Here is a 25,059-nt window from a genome sequence, read left to right on the forward strand (position 1 = left end):
AAGACAACTTGATGTCAACACGACCGCATCGCCTGAAGGAGGAACGATGAGCACAGCACGCACCGCATGGGGTTGGGGCCTTGCCAGCCAGGACGAGCAGGGCCGGACCCTGGACGTTTGGTACCCCAAGGCCGAGATCTCCACACCGCCGACCCCGGCCAACCGTCCCAACCACGACTTCGGCGACCAGGTCCATAACCAGCCCGACGCCCGCGGCATCCGAAGGGTACCGGTCTTCACCGTGGCTGACCTGGATGGCCCGATAGCCGATGCCACCGACGCCTATCTGCGGCTTCATCTGCTCAGCATGCGCCTGACCCCGCCCAACAGCATGAACCTGGACGGGATCTTCGAACAGCTGACCACGGTGGTCTGGACCAATTACGGACCCTTCGCCGTGGAGGACTTCGCCCTGCGACGGTCTGACGTCATGGCTGCAGCCAGCCGGTCCATGCCGGGCATCCCGGTGACGCAGGTAACGGTGCTGAGCGTGGACAAGTTCCCCCGCATGGTGGATTACGTAGTCCCCGAAGGGGTACGCATCGGCAACGCCGACAGGATTCGGCTCGGCGCCCATCTGGCACCGGGAACGACGGTCATGCATGAAGGCTTCGTCAACTTCAACGCCGGAACCCTGGGCCACTCCATGGTCGAAGGGCGCATCTCACAGGGGGTCGTGGTAGGAGACGGTTCGGACATCGGCGGCGGAGCCTCCATCATGGGCACCCTGTCCGGCGGAGGCCGTCATCGGGTCTCCATCGGTCAGCACTCCTTGCTGGGAGCCAACGCCGGTATCGGCATTTCCCTGGGAGATGACTGCGTGGTCGAAGCCGGGCTCTACGTCACCGCCGGCACCAAGATCGGCCTAGGCGACCAGGTGGTCAAGGGGGCAGAACTGAGCGGAAGGGATCATCTGCTCTTCATCCGTGACTCCCGCACCGGCCAGGTCAGAGCTCTGCCTCGCAAGAAGGGAATCGAGCTGAACGAGCGGCTGCACGCCAACTGAGCCAGGCGGCCATGGGCCTCAGCGCTGCTCCATGGGCAGGTAATCGCGTGGGCCTTGGCCGGTATAGACCTGCCTGGGACGACCGATTTTCGTGTCAGGATCGTCCAACATCTCCCTGTACTGGGCGATCCATCCAGGAATGCGTCCTAATGCGAAGAGCGTGGTGAACATCTCCGGGTCGAAGCCGATGTCGCGGTAGATGAGCCCGGTGTAGAAGTCCACGTTGGGATAGAGGTGGCGTTCGACGAAGTAATCGTCGTGCAGTGCCAGGTCCTCCAGCTCCAAGGCCACGTCGAAGAGCTCCGCATCCGCGGCATTCCTATCCTGGTCGGGTTCATCCATGAGCTTGTAGAGCCACTGCTTGGCGATGGCCGCGCGCGGGTCATAGGATTTATAGACCCGGTGGCCCAGACCCGCTATTTTCCGCCCCTCGCTCTTGGCCTGCTCCACATAGCCCCGCACGCCCAGACCGGAATCACGTATGCTCTTCAACTGACGCAGCACGGCCTCGTTGGCGCCGCCGTGCAGGGGACCTGACAGGGTATTGATGCCGGCAGCCACTGCCGAATACAGGTTGGCCCGGGCTGATCCGGCAATCCGGACCACTGAGGTGGAGCAGTTCTGTTCATGGTCGGCATGGATGATCAGAAGCTTGTCCAGGGCCTGCACCTTGAGAGGGTCGACCTGATAGGGCTGGTAGGGCATAGCGAAGCTCATCCGCAGGAAGTCCTCCACATAGCCCCAGGTCCTGTCCGGGTAGAGCAGGGGCTGGTCGCGGCGACGACGGTGGATCAGGGAAACGATGGTGCGAACCTTGGCCATAATGATGGCGCTGGCCTCATCCAACTGGTCGGGATCGTCAATATCACAGGTGTCCGGGTGGAAGCCAGCCAGAGCATTGACTGCCGCAGCCAGCACACTCATGGGATGGGCCTGGCGGGGGAAGGACGATAGCAAATGGCGGAAGTCCTCCCCTACGAGCGTATGACCCAGGACATGGCTGCGGAACCGTTGGTACTGCTCGGCATCAGGCAACTCGCCATGGGACAGCAGCCAGGCCACTTCAAGGAAATTGGACTGGGCGCACAGATCCTCTATGGCATAGCCCCTATAGCGCAGTATGGACCGCTTGCCGTCAATGAAGGTGATTCCCGAGACACACTGGGCCGTGGTCTGGAAGCCCGGATCCAGCGTGACCCAGCCGTCGTTGCGCAGGGAGGAGACCAGAATGCCATCGGGCCCTTCGGTGGCGCGAACCAGGGGAAGATCAACCTGTTCGGAATCGATGGACAACCGTGCAGTAGACACCACGCACCTCCTGTTAATCAACCAGTGAGGTGCCAATGAGAGTCGACGGCCATGCCGGATCAGGCTACCGGCACCTGTACCGGCGTGGAATTGCCGACATGCTAGCAGAAACAACCACGACTTCGATTACCGGCATGTAACCACAAGCAGGAATCTGTCACCCCAGCCACGACGCGCAGGTCCAAGCCAGTGCCGTCTTCGTTCCCGCAACAGCCTGCGGGCACAAGACCAGGAGAGAAGGACCAGTATCAAAGAGGGACCCAGAAGCATCCACATTGTGGACATTCCTGGGTCCCTTATAGTCCTATTTCGGCCTCGAACAGCCTCCGGCTCAGTCCCTGGTCGTCAGGATGACAGGTCCCTGCTCGGTGATGGCAATGGTGTGCTCGCTGTGAGCGCCGCGCGATCCGTCTGCAGAACGCAGGGTCCACCCGTCCTTGGGATCCTGGTAAATCTGATCGGTGGTCGCCAGGAACCAAGGCTCAATGGCGATGACCAGACCTGGACGCAGCTTGTAGCCGTGATGAGGCGTGCCGTCGTTGGGCACATGGGGATCGCCGTGCATGATTCGTCCTACCCCGTGTCCGCCGAACTCCAGGTTGACGCTGTATCCGTTTTCATGGGCAACCTGACCGACTGCAGCGGAAATGTCACCCAGACGGTTGCCAGGCTGAGCCTGTGCGATGCCCGCCTTCAGGGCCTCTTCGGTGGTCCGAATCAGTCGCAGATCCTCTGGATCGGCATGCTCACCCACTACGAAGCTGATAGCCGAGTCGCCCACCCAGCCGTCCACGTTGATGGCCAGATCCAGAGAGAGCAGGTCACCATCCTTGAGGTTGTAGTCATAAGGCACCCCATGCAGGACGGCATCGTTGACGGACAGGCAGATGTAGTGGGCGAAGGGGCCGGTGCCGAAATCAGGTGCGTAGTTCACATAGCAGGAGGTGGCTCCCTTACGGGAGTTGATCCTGTCCTTGACGTAGTCGTCCAGCTCCAGCAGGTTGACCCCGGGTTTGCTCATGGTTTTGAGCTCCTTGAGGATGCTGCCGACGAACCTGCCCGCCGGCTTCATCTGTTCGATCTCCTGCTTGGTTTTGAGCTCGATCATCCTCTGTGTCCTTTCATGATTGGTGCCCGTGGGTGCCGCCCCTCAGGATCCTGCCCAAGTACTACCTCTCAGTATTATCGGGTCAGTCGGACGAGTCCGGGTCTCAGTTCCGGCCGAAGGTGAAGGCCCTGATGATGGAGACGACCCCCAGCACCAGAAGAGCGCACCCGCTGAAGATGACCAGGAAGATGACTGAGCTCAGCGGGTAGATCATGACGATGATTCCGGCGATGATTGAAACGATGCCCGAGAAGATGGCCCAGCCTGAATGCGGGAGTCCCCAGGAGGCGGCCAGACTCATCACGCCCTCCATGATCCAGCTGATGCCCACGATGATGGTGACCAGCAGGGTCAGCGCTGAAGCGGACAGAGCCGTGTTCCTGACGATGACAATGCCGCCGACTGCGATCAGGGCGCCAAAAAGGACGCCCAGCACACGCCAACCACCTGGAAGCCCCTTGGTCACGATGGAGGTGGCCAGACGGACCACGCCGGAGATGATGAAGTAGATACCCAGCACCACGGTCACGGCGATCAGGGTCTTATCCGGCCTGAGCAGAAGGGCCAGGCCCAGGATGACTCCAATCACGCCCATGACGCCCATAATGATGCGGATGGCCCGCAGGGTTCTGAATCCCAGATCCTCGGCGATCATGGAGAATGGATCCATCCGTGGCGGGCGCCCCTGGTAGCCGGGATATTGCCCATACTGACCATAATTATTCTGGCCATAATTGTTCGGATATTGGCCGTTATTCTGCGAAGAATCCTGACCACCGTACTGATTGGGCTGACCGCCCTGCATGGGATCTGTCATACCGTCCTCTTTCGCTCGCTCAGGGCAGCTGAGCAGCCGTCCTGTTACCGTCTTCCAAGTTTAAATCACCAAGGAGGCAATCGCTGCTTTTCCCTACGGCGGATGGTGCGCCGGTCCACTGATTCCCGGCAACCCAGGCATGGCATGTCACCAAAGATGGCTAGGCTTGTGGCATGGCACAATCAACTGAATCCAAGACCTCCTCCGGACTTGATCCGGCATCTTTCTCTTCGGTCATTCGGCCGCAGGACGACCTCTTCCGCTTCGTCAACGGCCCCTGGATCGACACCTACAGCCTGCCCGAGGATCGCTCCCGGTTCGGCTCCTTCGACAAGCTTGCCGAGGATGCCGAAGCACAGATCCATGAAATCCTTGAGGACCCGGAGTCCCCAGCTGTCAAGTCAGCCCTGCTCTATCGCAGTTTCCTGGACACCGATGCCATCGAAGCCGCAGGAATGGAACCCATCCGCTCCGACCTGCAGGCCATTGATGCCGTGCCCGACAAGAAGGCACTGACCAGCCTGCTGGGCCAACTCAATCCCACCGGCGGTCCCGATCTGTTCGGCATTGCCATCTACGGTGATCCAGGCAACGCCGGCGTCAACGTGGCTCATATGGAACAGGCCGGGCTGGGACTTCCCGACGAGGCCTACTACCGTGAGAAGAGCTACACTCCGGTCCGACAGGCCTACACCGACATGGTGGCCTCCCTGCTCAGGCTCTCCGGCTACGCCGACGACCAGGAGGATGCCCACAGGCAGGCGGAGTCCTTCCTTGAGGTCGAGACTCGTATAGCTTCACGCCACTGGGACAACGTGTCCACCCGTGATGAGGATCGTACCTATAACCCCACCACCCTGGCCGACCTGGAATCAACGCTCGCCGATTTCGATCTGCACACCTGGATCGAGTCCTGGCAGAAGGCATATGGAGCCAGCCCTGTCGCCAATATGCAACCGGTCGATCTGAGATCAGCCCTGTCCAGGACCATTGTGCATGAGCCCTCCTTCCTGCAGGGTTTGAACGAGCTCTGGAAGGCCAGCGACCTGGAGGATCTCAAACTCTGGGCCCGCGTGCACACCCTGATCGAGTGGGCAGGTCTACTCAGCAGCGACTTCGATCAGGCCAGGTTCGACTTCTATGGCAAGGTCCTTTCAGGCACGACCAAGATGCGTGACCGCTGGAAGCGAGCCGTTTCCCTGGTCAACGGCATTTGCGGCGAGGAGGTCGGACGCGAATATGTGCGCCGGCACTTCCCTGCCTCCAGCAAGGCACGAATGGAGGCCCTGGTTGGGGACCTGATCGATGCCTACCGGGTCTCCATCACCTCAAGCGACTGGCTGGGCGAACAGACCAAGGTCAAGGCTCTAGCCAAGCTGGACAAATTCTCGCCCAAGATCGGCTACACCGAGCACTGGCGCGACTATACGGCTCTGGCTGTGGACGAAAAGCTGGGTCTGGTCGACAATGTGCGACAGGCCAACCTCTATGAGTCTGGCTACCAGTTCGGCAAAGCCGGTCAGCCTGTGGACAAGGAAGAGTGGCTGATGAATCCTCAGACTGTCAACGCCTACTACGAGCCCACCCTGAACGTCATCGTCTTCCCAGCAGCCATTCTGCAGCCGCCCTTCTTCGATCCAGAAGCCGACGATGCCGTCAACTACGGAGGCATCGGGTCGGTCATCGGCCACGAAATCGGCCACGGATTCGACGACCAGGGCTCCAAGTACGACGGTGACGGACGTCTGCAAGACTGGTGGACCCCGCAGGACCGTGAGAACTTCGAGCAGCGGACCAAGGCTCTCATCGAGCAGTACAACGGCTTCGTCCCCCAACAGCTTGCCGAGAAGTACGCCGACAAGCCCGAGCAGGCACCCCATGTCAATGGAGCGCTGACCATCGGCGAGAACATCGGGGACCTGGGAGGCGTCAACATCGCCATCAAGGCCTATGCCCTCTCCTTGCAGAAGAAGGAGGGCGGCACGGCCAGGACAGACGATGCGGCTATGGACCAGGCACTGGCCTCGGCTCCGGTCATGGACGGCTACACCGGCCTGCAGCGGTTCTTCCTGTCCTACGCCTCCATCTGGAGGACCAAGAACAGGGATCAGCTGGCCGAACAGTATCTGCAGATCGATCCCCACTCCCCTGCTGAATTCCGCACCAACGGCATCGTTAGGAACGTGGATCGCTTCTATCAGGCCTTCGGAGTCACAGCTGACGACGGCATGTGGCTGGAACCCGAAGCACGGGTCAAGATCTGGTAAACCTGTTCTGATTGAAACCGTTGGTTGACGGTTTCAATCAGTCTGCTGATCAAGGCGGGAGGCCGACGGGAATCAGTCGGCCTCCCGCCTTCGTTTTGCTTGGCCGGAGCAACCTTTGTTCATCTAGCATTGGCAGCCTCTACGGATACCCCCTCCGGCGCAAATGAGGCAGGTGACGCAGAGGCTGTTCCGGACGGTGAAGATGCCAGCGGTGTGGTCCAAGGATCCGGACCGGCAGCCCCCTCATCAATAGGCGCAGAACTCGATCGGATCCTAGTGAAGGTATCTTGTCCACGTGCTAAGTCGTGGCCAATGCCATCCGCAATCAAAACCAGACTGCTATGTGGCTGGCCGTCACTGGTCCACTCCTCCGTCACCAAGGATCCCGTCACCATGACTGGATCACCCTTGTGCAGACAAGCCAAGGCATTCATCGCCAGAGTCCTGAAGGCCTTGACCGTCAACCAGGTGGTGGATTTTCGTTTCCACACCCCAGCCGCAGCATCGTAATAGGCCGGCGTAGAGCCCAACCTGAAGGAGCAGGCCGGTGTGGACCCCGGCTGTCCCAGACGAGTCGGCTGGGTCCCCATAAAGCCGAAGACGGTCGTTTTTATTTCGTTGATAGACATACCGGCACCTCTCTGTGTGTTATGAATCCGACGCTGTAAATCTGCCGGCCGATTCCTGCTCGCGCGGCAGTGAGGCCGTTCGACGGAGGATCCCGGACCGGAACGCGGATAATCGGAGCGGGGGAAGGTACTGGCCCCGGTCAGAAACCCTCCATCGAACGGTGAATCCATCCTGCCTCCACCCACGTCTCCGCACCTGACCCACAGACCATTGTGGTCGAACAGTCTCGGCCTGTTTCGCGAGGTGGACAACCCTGCCCATGTCTGGTTTGGCAATGTCCCTTTCAGTACCTAGGCAATCGAGCATTGGTCCTGGGCTAAACTGTGAGAGCAGATACATCGGTACGGTTCGGAAGGACCCGCAGTCATGGTTCACACGCTGGTCAGTTGGAATATCGATTCGCTCAACGCCGCCCTGCTGGGCAAGAGCAGCCGCAGCGCCCTCTCACTGAAAGTGGTGGAGACCATCCGGGATCTGGATCCCGATGTCGTAGCCATCCAGGAAACCAAACTCAACGGCGATCAGAAGAAATCCGCAGGCATCCTTAAGGCACTCATGCGATACTTCCCCGATTACGAGGAGGTGGACCGTCGCTCTGAGCCCCCGGCCCGCACAGGCTACGCAGGCACGCTCATGCTCTACCGCAAGAGCCTGCCGGAACCTACCGTGACGCGACCCCGCATCGGCGCTCCGGACACCATGGACGACGAGGGCCGCATGCTCACTCTGGAGTTCCCGGACTGCTTCGTCACCACGGTCTACACCCCCAATTCAGGATCGGGACTGGTCAGGCTCAAGCCGCGCGGCGTCTGGGACGATCGCTACCGTCGCTACCTGCAGGAACTGGATGCCCGTAAGCCGGTCCTGGCCTGTGGTGACTTCAATGTCGCCCACGAGGAGATCGACATCGCCAACCCGGCCTCCAACCACCATTCAGCCGGCTTCACCGACCAGGAGCGCGAGAAGTTCGGCCTTCTGCTGGACGCCGGCTTCACCGACACCTTCCGAAAGATCCATGGAGATGCCGCCGGGTTCTACGATGACCACCGCAGCGTCTACACCTGGTTCGCCCAGCGGGCTCCAAAGAGCAAGATCAACAACTCCGGCTGGCGCATCGACTACTGGCTGACCTCCAATCGGATCGCAGATCAGGTCAGCACCAGCGAGCCTGTGGACACCGGGGAACGCCAGGACCATCTGCCGATTCTGCTGCGCATCTGACCGAATGGATTCCTGAACCCAAACCGACATAGCAAAAGGGTGGGGCCTTGGTCGCGTAGATCATGACACGGCCAAGACCCCACCCCCTCTATATTGGTTGCGATAAGCAACTATGAGTGTGGCATAACCTACTGCAGAGCCGCAATCCGATCCACGATCATCTGAGCGGCCTGATTGGCAGGAACAGCCTGCACATCCGAACCGTCGCGGTTGCGAATCTCGATGGTGCCGTTGGCGATGGTGTCGCGACCGGCGATGGCGACCAGGGGGACCCCGATCAGCTCGGCATCCTTGAACTTGACCCCGGGAGACACCTTGGGACGGTCGTCGTAGATGACCTCCACACCACGGTCCTCCAGGTCGGCGACCAGCTTCTCGGCGGCATCGAAGGCCTCCTGCTTCTTGCCGGTGGCCACCACATGGACCGCGGCAGGAGCAACAGCCTTGGGCCAGGCCAGACCCTTGTCATCGTGATGCATCTCGGCAATGCAAGCCAGCACGCGGGAGATGCCGATGCCATAGCAGCCCATCCAGACCGGTACTGCCTTGCCGTTACGGTCCAGAACCTTCAGCCCCAGTGCGTCAGAGTACTTCAGTCCAAGCTGGAAGACCTGGCCAATCTCCACGCCACGTTCGAAGCTGAGCGGCCCTGATCCGTCAGGACTCATGTCCCCGTGACGGACCTCGGCAGCCTCAACCACTCCGTCGGCTTGGAAGTCACGTCCGTAGACCGCATTGGCCAGATGCACGCCTTGGGCATCCGCACCGGTCACCCAGGCTGAGCCAGGTGCCACATGAGCATCGAGGAAGTAGCGGATATGGGCGGCAGACTCGGTATCCGAACGCTGAGGACCCAGAACACGGGGACCGATGTATCCCTTGACCAGCTCGGGGTGGGCAGCCAGGTCAGCCTCGCTGGCCTCCTCAATCTCGGCCGGGGCGAACTGGGCCTCCAAGCGCTTCATGTCCACCTGACGGTCACCCGGCAGGCCGACGGCCACCAGTTCCCGCCAGCCCTCGGGATGGTCATCGTCCGCAGGGTGCTTGACGGCCACAATCAGGTTCTTCAGAGTATCGGCAGCGGTCCAGTCACGGCCATCCTCACGAGGATGCAGCTGGTTGAACCGCTCCACCAGAGTGTCGATGGTGGTCGAGTCGGGGGTGTCCAGCTCCTGCATGGCCGAGGTCTCGGCATAGTCGACGGAATCGGGACGCGGGGTGGTCAGCGCCTCAACATTCCATGCCTTCCCCGAGGGAGCCAGGGCAAAGGTGTCCTCACCTATGGGCAGCGGAGCCAGGAATTCCTCGGACTCGGACCCTCCCATGGGCCCGGAGACCGCATGGACGATTACGTAATTGACACCCAGACGCTTGAAGATTCGTTCATAGGCGCCGCGCTCATCCTGGTAGGCCTTCTTCAGCCCCTCCTCATCCACAGTGAAGGAGTAAGCGTCCTTCATAATGAACTCCCGACCCCTGATCAGCCCGGCGCGGGGACGGAACTCGTCGCGGTACTTGGTCTGAATCTGGTAAAGAACCACCGGCAGGTCCTTGTATGAGGAGTACATGTCCTTGACCAAAAGGGTGAACATCTCCTCATGGGTGGGAGCCAGCAGGTAATCAGCGCCGTGCCTGTCCTGGAGGCGGAAGAGATTCTCGCCGTACTCCTCCCATCGGTGGGTAGCCTCGTAGGGCTCGCGAGGCAGCAGGGCCGGGAAGTGGACCTCCTGGGCGCCAATGCCGTTAATCTCCTCACGGACCACGGCCTGGACCTTGTCAAGGACTTTCAGACCCAGTGGCAGCCAGGTGAAGATGCCCGGGGCCACCTTGCGGACGTACCCGGCACGCTGAAGGAGTTTGGCCGAGTCCACATCGGCGTCGGCCGGATCCTCCCTGAGGGTCCGCAGAAAGAGGGTTGACATGCGCATGGCTTTGGTTCTCATACCTCCCAAAGATATGCGCGCAAAGGGACAAGCAGCCATAGAAGATGACCCGGGACAATTTGCTGCAGGAGAGCCCGAAATACGGGAATTATTGATGGCACCCATCATACATTTCCATCGTTCCGGTGGTCACGCCTTGGATAAGCACTGGAGCCCGATTATGACGCTGCGGAATACAGAGCCCGCATCTTCATAGGACAATTCCGAATACCGTTCATGCGCATTGTCAAGCACACCAATTTGACTCGAACAGTTATCTAATGTATAATTAAATAAATTTTGAAGTAAAATTAGTTCAATCTTTTATTAGTTTGGTTCAATGGTGACTTATAAAGTAGACGTTTCCCTCTCGCACGTGTCTTTCTCCTACGGCCATAAACAGGCGCTGTCGGATGTGTCCTTGAGCTTCGGCAATGGCATATTCGGACTCTTGGGTCCCAATGGTGCCGGCAAGACGACGCTGATGAATATTGTGACCACCTTGTCGCGTCCTTCCTCGGGGAGTGTAAGGATTGCCAGAGCGAATGTGTTGACAAGCGCTGGACGACGTCGGGCCAGGAGTCGGATTGGATATTTGCCGCAATCGTTCGAGCTGATGAATGCCTCCAGCCTGATGCGCAATGTTCGATACGCCGCATGGGCGCGCGGTCTGTCCTGGAAAGCTTCCTGTGATGCAGCGGTGTGGGCCCTGGAGCAGGTGGGCTTGTCCGAGGAATCCCGGCATCAGGTGCGCAGCTTGTCCGGTGGCATGCGTCAACGAGCGGGCATCGCATGTGCGATTGTGGCCCGTCCAGACGTGCTCGTCTTGGACGAGCCGACCGTCGGCCTCGACCCGGTGCAGCGCATTGAGGTACGTAAATTCCTTGATGCCTATGCGAATAGTCACACGGTGCTGGTGAGCACGCATTTGGTCGAAGACCTGGCCGCAATTGCCGACCGCGTACTGGTGCTCGACCACGGGCATCTGCTCCTGGACGGACGCATGGATGATCTCGCCGCACTGGCCAATCCTGAGGACTCAATGGCATCGCCCTGGGAATCCGGTTATCGACAGCTTCTGACGAGGACTGGACACATGCCATCCGACCAAGATGAGGTCTCATAATGGCCTGGCTGCTCAATCCCCTGTCACCGCTGAGCTCGCTGGTGTTCTTTCTGTCAATGATGGCATATCCGGCCGCATTATCGGTGCGCAACTACGGAGTCGGCCGATCAGACACGTCTCCGTGGGTACTGACAGATGCGGCCTTGCAGCTTGACCTGACCTGGATGCATCTAATGACGGATGTGATTGCCTGCATGTTTGGTGCGTGGAGTGCCTGGAAGGCATGCTCACCACGATCCATGGTCGCGCCGCCCTGGATCGGAGGCTCGGCTGTCCGCAGGTACGGCGTGCCTGTCCTCAAGGGCGCTGCATTGTGCTCGCTGGCCTATGCGACAGGCTGTCTTCCCGCCATTGTCCAAACTCTGCAATCCACGGGCGGATTGGTTCCCTTGGGAGCCTTGCTCATGGGCATGGCAGTGCCGGCAGCCATGTTCGCCCTGGGTTATGCACTCGGGGCCATCATGGGCAGCCGCTGGTCCCTGGTACCGGCCACGCTTTTGCCTGCCGCCCTGTGTTGGGGCAGTGTATTTCTGCTGATGCCACGCACACCCAAGGGTGACGTGTTCCCCCGAGCGTGGGGGTCACCACTGGCTGCGGCGATGCCGGTGATGGACACGGGCATCGGTGCCGAGCCGGGACTCAGCATTAACCCTTCAGCGGTGACAGTGCGCTGGGTCCTGGTCGCTGTAGTGCTGGCCACGTCCACAGCGGCATGCATTCTGACCGCGCACTGGTGGCGGCCTGGTCTGTCATGGATAGTCGCCCCCTTGGCGGTGCTTCTGCTTGTTCCGACTGCTACCGGGGGCCTGGTCGCCATGTCCGGTCCGGCAGAATGGCACCGGTCCGCTCCGTTCACCCCTGTCTGCAAAAGCATAGACGGTGTGCCACTGTCGGTGTGCGCCCATCCGGATGATGGCGCCCAGCTGAGACGCTACACACGGTATATGCATTCGGTCGCCTCATGGTTCACCAAAGACAGTTTGGAAGGCAGCTCGGGTCTTGTGCTTTTGCTGGGCAACGCTTTTACGCCCACAACCCATGGCCAGGCATGGAATCTCACCGACCAGGGCCTGACCGAATTGCAGCACCTGGGCGGCAAGAAGATACAGGTAATGACCGACACAGTCACTGAACGCACTGGACGATACAGCGACCTAGCTGATGTCACAGATGCCATCGTGAAGGAATTCGTCCATGCCGACTGCGCGGCTACGGCACTTGAAAACGTGTATAAACAACGGACACTGGATGACGGTGCCAGCGTGTCCGCCTTCGTGCTGGAGCAGTTGCCCCAGCGCATGAGAGAGACCGCCTACGAGTCGCCGGGCGGAGGAAATGGAAGCTCCGGGATGGGAAGCGCCCGAGGACCTGCCGTCGATCTGCTCAACGAGGCCACAAATGACGAGTTCCATGCTTATGTGCATCGCAACCTCTCTGGGCTCGAACGCTGCGCCGTCACGCCGTCCGATGTCATCGATGATCTGGGGAAGAACCACTGATGGGCGGTCGGCATCGATGTGGTTCCATGAGAGGCGGAATCCCGGTCGGATGGTTGGCTGGGCGCCACCCATGGGCGGCCTTGGCATTCATCGCGCTAGCTGCGGCCGTGCCCTTCCTGCTTGCCTCCGTCTCCGCTTCCGCTACCGGCGGGGGAATCTATGCTCGACCAGCCTATTACGGGTACGTCTGCCTTCCTGATCCACATGCGGTTGTATTCAACGACGCTGTGCACACCCAATGCCCACAAGGCAAAAGCGCCGTGCCAAGTGTCGTGCCCATGGCCGAGCTGGCCTACGCGGCGTTCAGCGCATGTGCCTTGGTCATGCTCGCCCCGCTTATGCCCACTTGGGAGCGCCTGAACCTGGCGCGCGTCCGTTGGCGAGCCCTGGCTGCCGGTACAGGCGTGCTGATGCTGCCGTTTCTTTTCAGCCTCCTCCTTACCATACCTAGCTCCCACGGTGACCCGACAACCGCACAGTCGCTGTTCAGACTGGCTGCCTGCAACGGCCTGGTCGACGCATCCTTGGTCATGCTCGGCATCGCATTACTGGGTCGTTTCTACGGGCTTGGGCTGGGCGTAGGGCTGGCAGTGATCAATATTGCCAGCCAAGGTATGCAGGTAGGCATGGGGCTGACGCTTCGTCTATACCCCGAGAACATCAAACCGCCCATTCCTGGGCAGGGGACCTGGCCGGCGATTGCAGCGGTCTTGACAGTCTTCGCCGTCTTACTCTGGACGCTCACCGGAGGCCGGGGAATGATCATGGACAAGAAATAAAAGCCAGCACAGCTGCTTGTGAGAGGTGTTAGACCCTGCCGGCCTTAGCAGCGCAGGAGTTTGTCCGAGTCCACCTGGCCGTCAACCAAACCCGAAACGAAACGGCATATACAGGAAAAGGTCGGTGAATCCCCAACCTAGCATCCGGCATCTGACCAGCTCTACCCTCGGCCATAAGGATAGCCAAGATATGATGGTTGTATATCGAATTAGTTTTCTGATTTACAAGGACAAGGCGGGCACCTATGTCATCAGAGCCGGGTGTGACCATCCAGACCTTCACCGACCTCGACGCAGAGCACATGACGCTTCTCCTGGAGGCAGATCCTTCGGAACGAATAATCCATGACGTTTTCACCAATTCCCGCGCCTATGAAATCCGAGTGGAACAAGCCCTGGCCGGTGTCATGCTACTTGTCAGACGAAACACGGATACCCTGGAAATCGCCAATATCAGCGTAGACCGTGCTTTTCGCAGACAGGGAGTTGGAAGCAGTTTAATAGACCGAGCCAAGACGGAGACCATCAGGCTGGGTCTGAGAAAGCTGGAAGTAGGCACCGGATCCACCAGTTTTGGCGCCCTTTGCTTCTATCAGACATGCGGGTTTCGCATGGACCGCATTGAACGGGATTATTTCGTAAATCGTTACCCGCGTCCCATTGTCGAGAACGGAATCACGCTTAAAGACATGGTCCGTCTGTCATGGTGTCTCCAGCAGCCCAAATGACCGCACCGGACCAAGAACGATAAAGGCGACCCTTCAGAAAAGCTGGTCCTGGCTGAATTCGTCTTCCGGTTCCTGACCGACGGCGCGCTTGGTGAAGGACTCAGGACCTTCATCCTTCAGACGGGCGCAGGCCGCCTTGGATTCGGCCCTCAAGCCAGCATCCAGAACGATGGCATCAGGAGAGACCAGGAAGGCGTGCTCATTGATGCCCGTCAAGTAGAGCCCATCCAGACTTTCCACACGGGAGAGGGCCACGTATCCCATCCCCGGTGCAAAGGTCCGTCTCAGGTCCATGACCGCCCTGTCCAAGGTCATCCCTTGGGACTTGTGAATGGTGATCCCCCAGGCACAGCGAAGAGGCACCTGGTTGACGGCGGCCAAGACCGTGTCCCCGTCCATGGTCTCCCAGGCGGCCGGCTTCATGGTGACCACGTTGCCGTTCTGGAAGGAGACGATCGGCCATCCCCCCTTGGCCGAGCTGGTGAATCCGCTGACTGTACCTATAGAGCCGTTGACATATTGATGATCCTGGTCGTTGCGCAGGGCCATGACTGCGGCTCCGGTCTTCAAAGCCAGATCCTCGGGAGCCAGCATATTCTTCTTCAGCCGCTCCACAAGCCTGGCCTCGCCCCGAGATGTGGCCTGGTAATGGTGGGCCTCTTCGTCGATGGAGGCCAGGCGCTGGTCGTTGAGCGTGTCGGCCTGCTTGTTGACCGGGAAGAGGTGGACCGCCACCTGGCCGGGAGCGGGCACAGCGCCCACACGGGTGGCCAGGACATCATGGTCCTCCTGGGTGACGCCACCCTCTCTGATGTCAGTCAGGACGGTCAACAGCTGGCCATCGTCCTGGCGGTGCTGCTCGGTCAGGTAACAGATGACCGGGTCCAGGTCCTGCCAGACCAGTGATTCTGTCACGAACCCGTCCGGGTCCTTGCCGGCTTGGGCGTAACGTTCCCGGGCAGCCTGGAATTCAGGGCTGGGCAGTATTCCCGCAGCCCGGTTGGACCGAGTCACCGGCGGCAGCTGGAAGAAGTCCCCGGAAAGGACCACCTGAATCCCTCCGAAGGGTTCGGGGCTGTGACGGACAGCCCGGCATGCCTGGTCCACCATGTCGAAGAGCCAGGCATGCATCATGGAGACCTCGTCGATGACCAGGATGTCGGTGCCCTCGATCTGCCTGCGACGGCGGGTCTTGATCCGCTTCAAGAGCGATTCGGTCATGCAGGTGGCGATTCCCACCCCGCTCCAGGAGTGGATGGTCTGGCCGTTGATGTGCGTGGCGGCGATGCCGGTCGAGGCTGTCACTGCCACGACCGCCCCGGCCTGACGAGCCTGCGCGACGAACTCATTGAGCACAAAGGTCTTGCCTGACCCGGGGGCACCTGTGATGAAGGCATTGGCCCCTGCACTCAATATGGTCAAGGCTTCGGATTGCTGCATGCCTCCATGGTGCCACGTCAGAGGTACATGGCCACGCCTGTCAGTAGTCAGTCTTCTCAGGCTTGTTGGCATCCTCGACAGGATTGCCGGACTCTTCGTAATGGCGCAGAAGACTGGTCTGCTCGATCTGTTCCGCACCAGCCTTGGACTGGGCCTGGTCGGGTCCGGGAGCCGGAAGGAAGAACATGGAGCGGTAGTAGCGCAGTTCGTCCATGGACTCGATGATGTCGGCCAGAGCCCTATGGCCGCCGTGCTTGGCCGGCTTGTTCTTGTAGACATCCGGGTACCAGCGGCGGGACAGCTCCTTGAGGGTGCTCACGTCGATGACCCGGTAGTGCAGAAGAGCCATCAGGTCAGGCATATACCGGTCGAGGAACTTCTTATCGGAGCCCACGGAGTTGCCTGCCAGATGGGCCTTGCCGTTCTTGGGCAGGAAGGGCTTGACGTACTCGATTACCTGACGCTGGGCCTCCTCAAGGTCCAGGCCGGTTTTCATCTCTTCTATCAGGCCGGAGGAGGTGTGCATCTTCCTGACGAAGTCCCCCATATGGTCCAGGGCTGCCTGGGAGGGCTTGATGACCAGGTCGATGCCCTTGTCCAGAACCTTCATGTTGAAGTCGGTGGGTACCACGGAGACCTCGCACAGCTCGTCATGGAAGATATCCAGACCGGTCATCTCGCAGTCTATCCAGATCATGCGGGATTCCTCCGCCGAGAAAGTCAGATCATTCTTATCGCTCATCTGTACGCCTTTCAGATCCGGGTTGCCTCCCGGATCGCTCCTTCCGCCGCCTTGGACGGAACATTACAAGATACCGCCAGCACGTGACCGGCAGAGGATTCGTCAGCCCGGCAGACCGGACCATGACTGACATGAGATATGCAATCGGCGCAGGTCCTGATGAGATCCTGCGCCGATCACCTGCCCATATAGGCTCAGTTGTGGAAGCCTGAATAGTTGGGAGCTTCCTTGGTCATGACGATGTCATGCGGATGCGATTCACGCAGACCGGCATCGGTGATCCGAATGAACCGGCCCTTGCGCTGCAGCTCGGGAATGGTGCGGGCACCGGTGTAGAACATGGTCTGATGCAGGCCGCCAACCAGCTCGTAGAGCACGTAGTTGAGCGGACCGCGGTAGGGCACCTCGCCCTCGACGCCCTCGGGTACCACCTTGTCGGAGCTGGTGACGTCGGCCTGGAAGTAGCGGTCCTTGGAATAGCTCTTCTTGCCGCGCGGGGCCATGGCACCCAGTGAGCCCATACCCCGATAGACCTTGTACTGCTTGCCGTGCAGGAGGACCTTCTCGCCAGGAGCCTCCTCAGTACCTGCCAGCAGACCGCCCAGCATGACCGAATCAGCACCGGCCACGATGGCCTTGGCAATGTCGCCCGAGTAATGAATTCCACCGTCGGCCACCAGAGGGATCCCGGCAGGACGACAGGCCAGCGCAGCGTCGTAGACCGCGGTCAGCTGGGGCACACCCACGCCAGCCACCACACGGGTGGTGCAGATGGAGCCAGGGCCCACACCGACCTTGACCGCGTCAACACCAGCATCGATCAGCGCCTGGGCGCCCTCGCGGGTAGCCACGTTGCCGCCGATCACATCCACATGGTCGAAGGCGTGATCAGCCTTGATCCTGCGGATCATGTCCAGCATGAGCTTGGCGTGACCATGGGCGGTGTCCACGACCAGAATGTCGACCCCGGCATCGGCCAGGGCGGTGATGCGCTGCCAGGCATCGCCGAAGAAACCGACGGCAGCTGCCACACGCAGACGGCCGCGCTCATCCTTGGTGGCCTCGGGGTACTGCTCGGTCTTGACGAAGTCCTTGACGGTAATCAACCCGGTCAGCTTGCCCTCGTCATCGACCAGGGGCAGCTTTTCCACCTTGTACTTGGCCAAAAGCTGGTGGGCGTCTTCCTTGGTGATGTTGGACGGACCAGTGATCAGGTGGTCCTTGGTCATGATGTCGCTGACCTTGAGCCGGTCGAAGTCAGCTGGGTTGACGAAGCGCATGTCACGGTTGGTGATGATGCCCACCAGCCGCTGCCGACGGTCCACCACGGGCAGACCGGAGACCCTGTAGGTGGAGCAAAGCTTGTCCAGGTCGGTCAGTGTGGCATCCGGGGTGACGGTCAGAGGGTCGGAGATCATGCCGGATTCGGACCGCTTGACGATGTCGACCTGATTGGCCTGATCTTCGATGCTGAGGTTGCGGTGGAGGACGCCGATGCCGCCGTTGCGGGCCATGGCCACAGCCATGGTGGCTTCGGTGACGGTATCCATGGCGGCGGAAAGCACCGGGGACTTCATGGTGATGTTCCGCGTCAGCCGGGTGGTGGTATCTACCTCGGAGGGAATGACATCGGATTCGTTGGGCAGCAGGAGGACGTCGTCATAGGCCAGACCGATTTTCTGGAAGGCGTCAGGGAGTTGAGTGTAGGAGGAAGGTTCGCTTTGTGGGTTTTCCATAGCCATAGCACCATGCTACAAGTGCTTCTTGACCGTTCGCGGTACCGTGTCCGTACTATTTCATCCAGTGAATCAGTCATCCTCGTCTTTATTGTGGCGACTCTTACGATGCCAGGGCGGTCTGGCCGCATGCTGTGAGCCTTGAGCGGAGAGAATAGCGTTCTCCCGCCTGATTTCGGGAAGTCGACGACGGTAATAGGGGTACAGAGTGGCGAAGGTCAGCAGTACGGCGGCTAGGGCCAGACCGATCAGGACATATCTCAGACGGAAGAAGAGGATAAAGAGCGAGCCGAAGGCGATCAGGGCGGCCCAGCCCCAGAGAATAAGGACAGCGGAACGAACCGTGTGACCGATGCGCAGCATACGGTGGTGCAGGTGCATGCGGTCGGGGTGCATGGGCGATTGCCCGTGGCTGAGCCTTCGGATGATGGCCAGGCACATGTCCAGAACAGGCAGGAAAAGCACCAGAATGGGCAGAAGAATGGGCATGAAGGCCGGCAGATAGATACTGGCATGAATAGTGGCCGGATCCAATCGGCCGGTGACCACAATGGAGGCGCAGGTAATCAGGTATCCCAGCAGCATGGATCCTGAGTCGCCCATGAAGAGCTTTGCCGGATGCCAGTTGTGCAGGAGGAATCCTACGCAAATACCCACCATGGCCACGTCGATCAGGGTGGCCAGTGAGGCGTAGTCGGGTGAGATGCGGGCGATGATATAGGAGTATATGGCGAAGGCGATTCCCCCGATGGCCACGATGCCTGCAGCCAGGCCGTCCAGCCCGTCTACAAAGTTGACCGCATTGATGGAGGCCACAATCAAAAACGCTGTGATGGCCATGGACAGGCTGGGCGAGGCCGCCACCAAGGATCCCAGTGGGAGGGAGATGATCTGGATACCACCCCAGGAGACGAAGACCGAAATCAGCAGCTGGCCGGCCAGCTTGAGCATCCAATCCAGGTCCCAGAGGTCATCGGCGATGCCCAGCAGGCAGATGGCTACGGCCCCAGCCAAAATAACCCAGGCTTGATGTCCGGACTGGAAAAGACCTGTAATAAAAGGAATGCGGGAGGCGAAGCACATGGCCACGGCAAAGCCGATCAACATGCCCAGGCCGCCCATCCGAGGGGTGGGCACCTTATGTACGTCGCGAGCGCGGACCACACCTACAGCGCCAACCCGGATGGCGAGATGTCGGACCATGGGCATGACCAGCCAGGTGGCCCCGCCAGCGATGGCAGCGATGAACAGGTATACCCTCACTGACCCTCCCCTCCGCTGGGGCGGCTAGACAGAAGGGCACGGACCCGGGCCTCGCCGATTACACCCTGTCGCAGCACGTGTATCCCATCAGGATCGGTCTTGTCGGCTGCCACCACCGTGCTGGCTACTGAACCAGGGGTTGGTCCCCCGTCCAGGTAAAGGTCGACGCTATCACCCAGCTCGGCTCTGGCCTGCTGGACGGTCTCCACGCTGGGGTTACCCGATCTATTGGCACTGGAAGCGGCCAAAGGCCCGGTCACCTGCAAAAGTGCCCGACAGATGGGCGAGTCAGGCACTCTGACGGCCTGGGTAGGACCATCGGGCTCCATCCGAGGGGTGCGCAGAGGGCAGGACTGCCCTACAAGGGCAATGGGTGAAAAAGGCCCCGGCAACAGGGCGTCGGCCAGGCGATCAAGAGGAGCAGGCAAGCTAAGATCCAGCCGCTTCATGACCTCAACCCCATCCAGCAGCACCTGAATGGACTTGGTCCTGGGACGGTGCTTGGCCTGGAAGAGCCTATCGATGGCCTCGTCGTTGCATGAATCACAGACGATGCCATAGACCGTGTCGGTAGGAATGACCGCCAGCCCACCGGCGGCCACCACCTGGGCCAGCAACTGCGGCGACCGACTGTCATAGGTCATCACCTGGCTCATACCCTGCATCACGACCTTTCGGCTCGACATGTTCATGTGACCAGCTACTAATCTATCCCAGGACCACGGCAGGCCGCTAGGACGCGAAGACTGGCCGCCGGGCTGTCAGGTAACGGTCTCGACCAGTCAGGTCCTGATGGGTGCGTGCCTCAAGGTACCCCCGGGCCTGTGCAGCAGCGACCATGGCCGGTCCCTGGGAGGCGTCATGCTCCATGACCAACAGACCGCCGGGAGCCAGCAGGATTTTGGCCCTGTCCAGAATGCGGCAGGGCAAAAGGCATCCGTCAGGCGAACCGCCGTAGAGGGCCAGGCCCGGATCCCAGTCACGCACCTCTGGCTGGCTAGGAATTGCATCCATGGGGACGTAGGGAGGGTTGCTGATGACCAGATCCACCTGGGCATCCAGATCAGACAAGGTTGCGGCATCCGTGGCATCGGCCAGCAGCAGCTGATAATCGGACCCAGCCTCTCTGATGGCGGCCTCCTGGGCGGCGGCGTTCAGTGCGCCCCACCGATATGCCTCCTTGTCGACCTCCACAGCCCGGACCCGCGCTCCTGGAACCTCTGTGGCCAAGGACAGGCCGATGGCCCCACTACCGGAACACAGGTCAACTGCCAGTGGATAATCAACTCCAGTTAGGGTATCCACTCCTGCCTGGACCACCGTTTCAGTCTCAGGACGGGGAATAAAGACCCCCGGTCCCAGACGGAGATCCAAATAACGGAAGTAAGCGTGACCAAGAATGTACTGCAAGGGTTCGCGTCTAGCTCGCCTTCGCAGGTAGGACTGATAACGATCCAAGGCCGCCGACTGAAAACCGTCAGTCTGTCTGCGACCACCTTCATTCGTGAGCAGTTCCTCAGCAGTCCGATTCAAGAGCAGAGCCTGATCCAGCTGGTGCAGATCGCATCCAAGGGCATCAGCCAGCAGCAACCTGGCATCATTGAGCGGCGTAGACACACCGGCCTGGGCCAACAGGCGATGGCCCCTATCGACCAGTCCAGCCAGACTGGTCCCATGCTCCTGCTGATTCACCCCTGTGAAGCCATTCTGCGGGCCTCGTCGGCCTGAATATCGGAATCGATGACGGCCTGCAGGTCGCCATCCAGCACCTGTTCCAGGTTGTAGGCTTTATAGCCTGTGCGGTGATCCACGATCCTGCTCTCGGGGAAGTTGTAGGTCCTGATACGCTCGGACCGATCCAGGGAACGGACCTGGGAATGGCGCATGTCGGCGGCCTGGGCAGCTTCCTCCTCGTGCTTCATGGCCAGCAGACGGGACTTGAGCACCCGCAGGGCAGCTTGACGATTCTGTATCTGGGATTTCTCATCCTGCATGGAGACCACAATGCCCGTGGGAATGTGGGTCATGCGCACAGCGGAGTAGGTGGTGTTGACTGACTGCCCCCCCGGGCCGGAGCTCATGAAGATGTCAACCTTGAGGTCCTTGGGGTCGATTTCAATCTCGTCGTCATCCTCGTCGGCCTCTGGGAAGACGATGACTCCAGCGGCTGAAGTCTGAATACGGCCCTGGGATTCGGTGACGGGAATGCGCTGGACCCGATGGACACCGCCCTCATACTTGAGCGAGGCCCAGACACCGTCGGCCGGAGCCACCTGGCCGCGAGCTCGAATGGCCAGCTGGGCATCCTTGACCCCTCCCAGCTGAGTGCGGTTCTCGCTCATGATCTCGGTGGTCCAGCCTCGTTTTTCGGCATAACGCACATACATACGCATCAAATCGCCCGCGAAGAGGGCCGCCTCCTCGCCGCCGCTGCCGGCCTTGATCTCCATGATCGTGTCACGGCCGTCATCGGGGTCACGCGGAATAAGAGCGGTACGCAGATTCTGCTCCAGGTCCGGTATACGGTCGGCCATGGCCTTGGCCTCTTCGGCGAAGTCAGGATCCTCCCGTGCCATCTGTTCGGCCGCCTGACTGTCTTCCAGGGCGTTTTGATAGGCCTGATAGGCTTCGACAATGGGAGCGAGCTCAGCATGTCTGCGGCCCAACTTGCGAATCTGTGCCGGATCTGAAGCCGTTTCGGGCTGACTCATCTGCTTTTCCAGGCGACCGTACTCCTCGACGGCAGCCACCGCCGCAGGAAACTGCTCCTCACTCATCTACACCCTTCCCGTCCGCTCATCCGCATGGTTCAAGTCATAAAAAACGCCAGTCCCCACCGGGCATAGCAGAGCGACCCGGAAGGGACTGGCGTTGGAAGTGCTACTTGGTTCTCTTGCCGTAACGGGCTTCGAACCGAGCCACGCGACCACCGGTGTCCAGAATCTTCTGCTTACCGGTGTAGAAGGGGTGGCAGTGCGAGCAGACATCAACCGTCATATGATCGCCGGGAGCGGTCGAACGGGTGATGAAGGTATTGCCGCACGAGCACGTGACCTCAACGGGATGATAATCGGGATGAATTCCCTGCTTCATGGTTACTCCTAGATTCAAGGGCCCCGGGTCGACCGCCCCTGTGGCGGACGTGAACCGGCAACCGCGTAAAAGTTTAGCGCAACCCGAGGAGAATACGACCCCCTTTGCGCCACACGCCGAATCCGCCAACCGGGGTGGTTTGTTGAGCTTCCTTTAGAATCGAACAGTCGGACCAATCCGTCCGGCAAGGCAACAAAGGAGGGAAGCAATGCAGCAGGAAGTAGCGTTCGTTACAGGGGCGGCTCAGGGGATCGGCGAGGCCATTGCCCGACGGCTGGCCAAGGACGGGTTCGCCGTGGCCGTGGCGGACATGAATACAGACAAGGTCCAGGCAGTGGCCGACTCCATCAATCAATCAGACGGACGGGCCGTGGCCGTCACCCTGGACGTGACCGACCGTGTCCAGGTGCGCTCGGCCGTAGAGAAGACCGCTACCACGTTGGGCGACTTCAACGTGATCGTCAACAACGCCGGCCTGGGACCGACCACCCCCATCGAGTCCATCACCCCCGAGCTGTTCGACAAGGTCTACCACGTCAACGTGGCAGGAACCATCTGGGGGATGCAGGCCGCCGTTCAGGCCTTCCGCGACCGGGGCCACGGGGGCAAGATCATCAACGCCACCAGCCAGGCCGGCGTGGTGGGCAACCCCAACCTGATGCTCTATTCCTCCACCAAGTTCGCCGTCCGCGGTCTGACCCAGGTGGCTGCGCGCGATCTGGCCAAGGAGGGAATCACTGCCAATGCCTATGCCCCCGGCATTGTCAAGACACCCATGATGATGGACATCGCTCATCAGGTGGGGGTCAACGCCGGCAAGGATGACGAGTGGGGCATGTCCACCTTCTCGGACGGCATCGCCCTGGGGCGGCTTTCCGAGCCGGAGGACGTAGCCAATGCCGTAGCCTTCCTGGCTGGGCATGACTCTGACTACATCACCGGCCAGACCTTGATCGTGGACGGCGGCATGCAATTCCAGTGAGTCCCCCGCCAGACTTCGCTCACATATCATGGACCCTCGCCGGTCGGTTCTCTCCGGACAGCGAGGGTCCATGATCATTGAGAGATCACTCAGGCATTGAAGACGTACTGGTCCAGACGGCCCATGGCCTCCTGGACACGGCTCAAAGGCAGGGCCAGGTTCATTCGGATGGCGCAGGGAGCCTTGAACTGACGCCCGTCCTGGACGGCCACGCCCACATCCCAGGCCCGCTTCAGCAACTGGTCCAAGCTCAAGTCGTGGTCCTTGCACCACTGTGTGCAATCAAGGAAGAGCATGTAGGTGCCCTGCGGCTTGGAGAGCTCGACTCCCTCGAAATGCTGACGAATGTAATCGTAGGCATAGTCCACGTTCCCGGTCAGGACCTGCCGGAGTTCGTCCACCCACTCCTGGCCTTGGGGCTTGTAGGCCCCGATGAGAGCATGCATGGACAGCACGTTCATGTCGTTGTAGTGGGCCTTGGACCCCTTGGCCACAATCCTGTCACGCAGGTACTTGTTGTAGATGATGTGATAGGAGCCGACCAACCCGGCCAGGTTGAAGGTCTTGCTGGGCGCATAGAAGGCAGCCGTCCTGTTGCGGGCATCCTCGCTGACCGACTGGGTGGGGATGTGCTTGTGACCCGACAGGATCAGGTCTGACCAGATCTCGTCGGAGATGACCACGCAGTCGTTCTCCTTATACACTTCCATGGCCTTCTCGATCTCCCACTTCTCCCAGACACGGCCGCAGGGGTTGTGCGGACTGCAGAAGACCGCCACATGGATGTTGTTCTCCTTGAGCTTGCGGTCCATATCCTCGAAGTCCATCCGCCAGACGCCCTGATCGTCCTTCTTCAAGGGGCTGTGCACGATGTGGTAGCCATTGTTTTCGATGCAGGACGTGAAGCCAACATAGGTCGGGCTGTGGAGCAATACTGCATCACCAGGTGCGGCAAAGGCTGTCAAAGTCGAGACAACACCGCCCAGGACCCCGTTCTCATAGCCGATATCCTCGGCCGTCAGCCCTTCCACATCGTTGCGGGTGCGCTGCCAGTTGATGATGGCATCGTAGTACTCGTCAGTGGGATTGAAATAGCCGAAGGCCGGATGCTTTGCACGCTCAATGATGGCCTCGGGTATGGTCGGCACCGTAGGAAAGTTCATATCGGCCACCCACATGGGAATGACATCGAAGCCCTCCTTAGGAGGGTCAGGGGCGAATCCAGGCTCGGCGCCCAGGCCGTCAACCGCAATGGCGTCCTTACCGTGCCTATCCATGATGCTGGTGAAATCGTATGTCATAGTCAACCTCTCATCCCGTGCAGATGCGCTCGCAGCGACCTTCCGCCAGTCTACAGCCGTGGGCTCCGTCCGAGTGTCTGCGTCCAATACC

Annotated in this window: 22 protein-coding genes; 8 read left to right on the plus strand and 14 right to left on the minus strand. The window is 60.2% G+C overall.

All coding sequences use genetic code 11. The features are described 5' to 3' along the window. Window positions 1-46: 46 nt before the first annotated feature. On the plus strand, window positions 47-1,006 hold the full coding sequence (gene dapD, locus ACNAOV_RS06525) for a 2,3,4,5-tetrahydropyridine-2,6-dicarboxylate N-succinyltransferase (RefSeq protein WP_416517086.1): 960 nt from the start codon (window positions 47-49) through the stop codon (window positions 1,004-1,006). 18 nt (window positions 1,007-1,024) lie between these two features. Here dapD and ACNAOV_RS06530 read toward each other — a convergent pair whose 3' ends face one another. The 3 genes from ACNAOV_RS06530 to ACNAOV_RS06540 form a co-directional block, all read right to left on the minus strand. Then, complete coding sequence (locus ACNAOV_RS06530; protein WP_416517087.1) at window positions 1,025-2,314, minus strand: citrate synthase; 1,290 nt, start codon at window positions 2,312-2,314, stop codon at window positions 1,025-1,027. A 331-nt stretch (window positions 2,315-2,645) separates the two neighbouring features. After that, window positions 2,646-3,422, minus strand: a complete 777-nt coding sequence (gene map, locus ACNAOV_RS06535) for a type I methionyl aminopeptidase (protein WP_416517088.1) — start codon at window positions 3,420-3,422, stop codon at window positions 2,646-2,648. Window positions 3,423-3,525: 103 nt separating this feature from the next. Next, window positions 3,526-4,239, minus strand: a complete 714-nt coding sequence (locus tag ACNAOV_RS06540; RefSeq protein ID WP_416517089.1) for an HdeD family acid-resistance protein — start codon at window positions 4,237-4,239, stop codon at window positions 3,526-3,528. 173 nt (window positions 4,240-4,412) lie between these two features. Here ACNAOV_RS06540 and ACNAOV_RS06545 point away from each other — a divergent pair, with 173 nt between their 5' ends. Beyond that, window positions 4,413-6,506 carry a M13 family metallopeptidase gene (locus ACNAOV_RS06545; RefSeq protein ID WP_416517090.1) on the plus strand — a complete coding sequence of 698 codons (2,094 nt, stop codon included), beginning with the start codon at window positions 4,413-4,415 and terminating at the stop codon, window positions 6,504-6,506. Between the two features lie 119 nt (window positions 6,507-6,625). Here the strand turns inward: ACNAOV_RS06545 and ACNAOV_RS06550 are convergent, their stop codons facing one another. Further along, window positions 6,626-7,135: a single-stranded DNA-binding protein gene (locus ACNAOV_RS06550; protein WP_416517091.1), complete on the minus strand. Its 510-nt coding sequence runs from the start codon at window positions 7,133-7,135 to the stop codon at window positions 6,626-6,628. 367 nt (window positions 7,136-7,502) lie between these two features. On the opposite strand from ACNAOV_RS06550, the gene ACNAOV_RS06555 reads away from it, so the two are divergent. Beyond that, window positions 7,503-8,357: an exodeoxyribonuclease III gene (locus ACNAOV_RS06555; RefSeq protein ID WP_416517092.1), complete on the plus strand. Its 855-nt coding sequence runs from the start codon at window positions 7,503-7,505 to the stop codon at window positions 8,355-8,357. Between the two features lie 128 nt (window positions 8,358-8,485). On the opposite strand, the gene ACNAOV_RS06560 is transcribed toward ACNAOV_RS06555, so the two are convergent. After that, entirely contained in the window at window positions 8,486-10,300 is a 1,815-nt protein-coding gene (locus tag ACNAOV_RS06560) for a proline--tRNA ligase (RefSeq protein WP_416517093.1), read from the minus strand. A 319-nt stretch (window positions 10,301-10,619) separates the two neighbouring features. On the opposite strand from ACNAOV_RS06560, the gene ACNAOV_RS06565 reads away from it, so the two are divergent. The 4 genes from ACNAOV_RS06565 to ACNAOV_RS06580 all read left to right on the plus strand — a co-directional run bounded on the left by ACNAOV_RS06565 (window position 10,620) and on the right by ACNAOV_RS06580 (window position 14,411). After that, the gene (locus ACNAOV_RS06565) at window positions 10,620-11,405 is read left to right on the plus strand and encodes an ABC transporter ATP-binding protein (RefSeq protein WP_416517094.1); all 786 of its coding nucleotides are present in this window, start codon (window positions 10,620-10,622) and stop codon (window positions 11,403-11,405) included. A 173-nt stretch (window positions 11,406-11,578) separates the two neighbouring features. Continuing rightward, entirely contained in the window at window positions 11,579-12,904 is a 1,326-nt protein-coding gene (locus tag ACNAOV_RS06570; protein WP_416517095.1) for a hypothetical protein, read from the plus strand. Window positions 12,905-12,930: 26 nt separating this feature from the next. Further along, a complete protein-coding gene (locus tag ACNAOV_RS06575) occupies window positions 12,931-13,683 on the plus strand; it encodes a hypothetical protein (RefSeq protein ID WP_416517096.1) in 753 nt (250 codons plus the stop codon). A 245-nt stretch (window positions 13,684-13,928) separates the two neighbouring features. Then, window positions 13,929-14,411 carry a GNAT family N-acetyltransferase gene (locus ACNAOV_RS06580; RefSeq protein WP_416517097.1) on the plus strand — a complete coding sequence of 161 codons (483 nt, stop codon included), beginning with the start codon at window positions 13,929-13,931 and terminating at the stop codon, window positions 14,409-14,411. Between the two features lie 33 nt (window positions 14,412-14,444). Here ACNAOV_RS06580 and ACNAOV_RS06585 read toward each other — a convergent pair whose 3' ends face one another. The 8 genes from ACNAOV_RS06585 to rpmE form a co-directional block, all read right to left on the minus strand. After that, window positions 14,445-15,851 (minus strand): PIF1 family DEAD/DEAH box helicase, encoded by a 1,407-nt coding sequence (locus tag ACNAOV_RS06585; RefSeq protein WP_416517098.1) that lies wholly within the window; start codon window positions 15,849-15,851, stop codon window positions 14,445-14,447. Between the two features lie 40 nt (window positions 15,852-15,891). After that, a complete protein-coding gene (orn, locus tag ACNAOV_RS06590; protein WP_045935639.1) occupies window positions 15,892-16,593 on the minus strand; it encodes an oligoribonuclease in 702 nt (233 codons plus the stop codon). 194 nt (window positions 16,594-16,787) lie between these two features. Continuing rightward, a complete protein-coding gene (gene guaB, locus ACNAOV_RS06595; RefSeq protein WP_110413254.1) occupies window positions 16,788-18,335 on the minus strand; it encodes an IMP dehydrogenase in 1,548 nt (515 codons plus the stop codon). 66 nt (window positions 18,336-18,401) lie between these two features. Next, window positions 18,402-19,592, minus strand: coding sequence for an MraY family glycosyltransferase (locus ACNAOV_RS06600; RefSeq protein WP_416517099.1), 1,191 nt, complete (start codon window positions 19,590-19,592; stop codon window positions 18,402-18,404). After that, window positions 19,589-20,248, minus strand: coding sequence for an L-threonylcarbamoyladenylate synthase (locus tag ACNAOV_RS06605; protein WP_416517100.1), 660 nt, complete (start codon window positions 20,246-20,248; stop codon window positions 19,589-19,591). Before ACNAOV_RS06605 ends, ACNAOV_RS06600 begins: the two co-directional genes overlap by 4 nt. A 76-nt stretch (window positions 20,249-20,324) precedes the next feature. Beyond that, a complete protein-coding gene (prmC, locus tag ACNAOV_RS06610) occupies window positions 20,325-21,284 on the minus strand; it encodes a peptide chain release factor N(5)-glutamine methyltransferase (protein ID WP_416517101.1) in 960 nt (319 codons plus the stop codon). Beyond that, window positions 21,281-22,369, minus strand: a complete 1,089-nt coding sequence (prfA, locus tag ACNAOV_RS06615) for a peptide chain release factor 1 (RefSeq protein ID WP_416517102.1) — start codon at window positions 22,367-22,369, stop codon at window positions 21,281-21,283. The genes prmC and prfA overlap by 4 nt, the downstream gene beginning before the upstream one ends. A gap of 103 nt (window positions 22,370-22,472) precedes the next feature. Continuing rightward, the gene (rpmE, locus tag ACNAOV_RS06620; RefSeq protein ID WP_015022244.1) at window positions 22,473-22,685 is read right to left on the minus strand and encodes a 50S ribosomal protein L31; all 213 of its coding nucleotides are present in this window, start codon (window positions 22,683-22,685) and stop codon (window positions 22,473-22,475) included. A gap of 208 nt (window positions 22,686-22,893) precedes the next feature. Between rpmE and ACNAOV_RS06625 the strand changes: the two genes are divergently transcribed. Then, window positions 22,894-23,667: a (S)-acetoin forming diacetyl reductase gene (locus ACNAOV_RS06625; protein ID WP_416517103.1), complete on the plus strand. Its 774-nt coding sequence runs from the start codon at window positions 22,894-22,896 to the stop codon at window positions 23,665-23,667. Window positions 23,668-23,756: 89 nt separating this feature from the next. On the opposite strand, the gene ACNAOV_RS06630 is transcribed toward ACNAOV_RS06625, so the two are convergent. Next, entirely contained in the window at window positions 23,757-24,968 is a 1,212-nt protein-coding gene (locus ACNAOV_RS06630) for a MalY/PatB family protein (RefSeq protein WP_416517104.1), read from the minus strand. Between the last annotated feature and the right edge of the window lie 91 nt (window positions 24,969-25,059).

This window comes from Bifidobacterium asteroides (assembly GCF_048001765.1).
Taxonomy (GTDB): Bacteria; Actinomycetota; Actinomycetes; order Actinomycetales; family Bifidobacteriaceae; genus Bombiscardovia; species Bombiscardovia asteroides_K.